The organism is Candidatus Burkholderia verschuerenii (assembly GCF_001189365.1).
GTDB classification, from domain to species: domain Bacteria; phylum Pseudomonadota; class Gammaproteobacteria; order Burkholderiales; family Burkholderiaceae; genus Caballeronia; species Caballeronia verschuerenii.
Map to the genome: position 1 here is coordinate 1 of NZ_LFJJ01000332.1, position 2,228 is coordinate 2,228.

Genomic DNA, 2,228 nt, shown 5'->3' on the forward strand with positions numbered 1-2,228 from the left:
TAATTATCACATTCCGCCGGGCATTGTCACTCTTATACAAAACGGGTCGACCTTCCACGGATTGCCTAGTGAAGAGCCCAATGACCATGTGGCGGCATTTGAGGAGTATTGCCGGTTGATCAAACTTCAAGACTTGGAGCAAGGTACAATGAAGCGCATGCTTTTTCCGTTCTCTCTCCAAGCCCGAGCCAAAGAGTGGTATCGATCTCAAGCTTCAACTATTGCCACCTATGACGAGCTCATAAGGAAGTTCATTGCCAAATATTTCTCCCCCGACCGGGTTGAGCGGTTAAGACAAGAAGTGATGAAATTCGAGCAACAAGTGGGGGAGAGTTTTGCCGACGCTTGGGAGAGATTCCAAGATCTAGTCCAAAGATGCCCGAACTTGATGTTGGAAGATGGCTATGAAGTTCAAGTTTTCTACAACGGACTCACTCTTGAGACTCAACTCAATGTCAATGCGAGTGCCGGGGGGTCTCTACAAGACATGACGTTTGACCAAGTCCGGACCCTATTTGACAAGATTGCGGCAAACGGATGTAGATCAAGAGGAAATCAAAGGAGGCAAGCCGGCTTGATGGAAGTGAGTCCGACTATTGGCATTGAGGCACAATTGGCTGCTATGACTAAAAAAATGGAGAAGCTAGAAGCCTCATTCCCAAGTGGTAGTGATCAAGATTGGAGACCTACTTGTGGCGTTTGCAAGGGACCTCACTTTAATGACCAATGCCCACAAGTGCAAGAAAATTGCAACGCCGTGGGAAACTTTCAAAGGGGCAATCAAGGTGGGTGGAACAACCAAGCACAAGGAGGCAACTACCAAGGCCGACAACAAGGGTGGAATAACCAAGGATCACAAGGGCCAACAAACAATCAATGGAGGGGTCAATGGAACAACCATGGCCAACAAGAAGGACAAAACTCAAATTGGAACTCAACCCAAGGAGTCATGCAACCGGTGGACAATTCGGAGACAAGCACTATCATAAGGATGTTGACGGAGATGAGAGAGGATAACAAGAATGCTTTCAAGAGAGTTGACAACCGGATTGATGAGCAAGGAAGACTTATTGGTGAGCAAGGGAAAGCCATTCAAGAACTTCAAAGGAAGGTTAATGCTAGGCCACAATGAGCGCTACCAAGTGACACGGTGCCCAATCCAAAGGGGAAGGAACCTATGTGTGCCGCTATCACCTTGAAAAGTGGCAAGCAATTGCCGGAGGTTGGAGGATCTTCAACGAGCAATGAGCAAGAAGGGAATGAGGGGCCGGAGCAAGAATCGTTGGAAGTTGACAAGAATGACAATCCCTTACTATCTTTTGTTGAAGATGAAGATGATGAGCCTCAAGAAGTGGAGAATAGAAAAAGAGGAGTTGAATCTCCTAGAAGGGTGCAAGAGCCCGAGTTGAAAAAGAAGAAAGAAAAAGGGAGGATCCCAACCGAATAGGAGTTGAATGCCAAGCTTGATCGTCAAGAACAAGACAAGTGGAACTATCATTCTCATAGACCACCACCTCCATTTCCGATGGCGCTGATGAAGAATGATCCACAACTCAAGTCTTTTATGGAGCTTTTGAAGGGCGTCATGTTAAACATCTCATTGTACGACTTGTTGGGAAACGTGCCTCGATATGGGAAGTACATGAAAGAGATTTTAAATGACAAAGGAAAGAAGAAGCTTGACGATGTGGTGGTTCTTAGCACTAATTGTAGTTGCATAATCAAGCGAGACCTCAACATGCCAATGAAGGAGAGAGACCCCGAGAGTTGTAATATTCCGTGAGCATTCAAGGAAGAATTTTCTCCAAGGCGCTTTGCGATCCGGGATTGGGTGTGAGCTTGATGCCTCTTTCGGTGGCAAAGAGTCTAGATTTGGTGAATGGACTACGATACACCCCCGTTGCACTTCAATTGGCGGATAAGTCCATTGTGAAACTGGACAGGATCATTGAAGACGTCCTTGTGCAAGTGGACAAATTTTTGCTACCTACGAACTTCATTGTGTTAGAAATGCAAGAGGACAAGGAGGTTCCTTTGATTTTGGGACGTCCATTTCTAGCCACCGGTGATGCCACCTTGAAAGTCAAGGACAACATGATTTCATTCAACATTCAAGGTGAAATAGTGAGTTTTGAGGTCGAACACGGAACCGAGGATGCCAAGGGGAGTGCAAAGTACTTTCGAGTGGATGTGGTTGAAAATGGTGAGAAGGTTTGCAACTTGAGAGA

Annotated in this window: 4 protein-coding genes; all 4 read left to right on the forward strand. The window is 46.1% G+C overall.

All coding sequences use genetic code 11. The features are described 5' to 3' along the window. A partial coding sequence (locus tag BVER_RS28615) for a retrotransposon gag family protein (RefSeq protein ID WP_198155473.1) occupies positions 1 to 1,132 on the forward strand: 1,132 nt, incomplete at its 5' end. Positions 1,133 to 1,177: 45 nt separating this feature from the next. After that, positions 1,178 to 1,447: a hypothetical protein gene (locus BVER_RS32035; RefSeq protein ID WP_157056282.1), complete on the forward strand. Its 270-nt coding sequence runs from the start codon at positions 1,178 to 1,180 to the stop codon at positions 1,445 to 1,447. Between the two features lie 3 nt (positions 1,448 to 1,450). Next, positions 1,451 to 1,783 (forward strand): hypothetical protein, encoded by a 333-nt coding sequence (locus BVER_RS28620; protein WP_157056283.1) that lies wholly within the window; start codon positions 1,451 to 1,453, stop codon positions 1,781 to 1,783. Next, positions 1,780 to 2,228: retropepsin-like aspartic protease (locus BVER_RS28625; protein ID WP_157056284.1), on the forward strand; the 449-nt coding region annotated here is incomplete at its 3' end. The genes BVER_RS28620 and BVER_RS28625, both read left to right, overlap by 4 nt.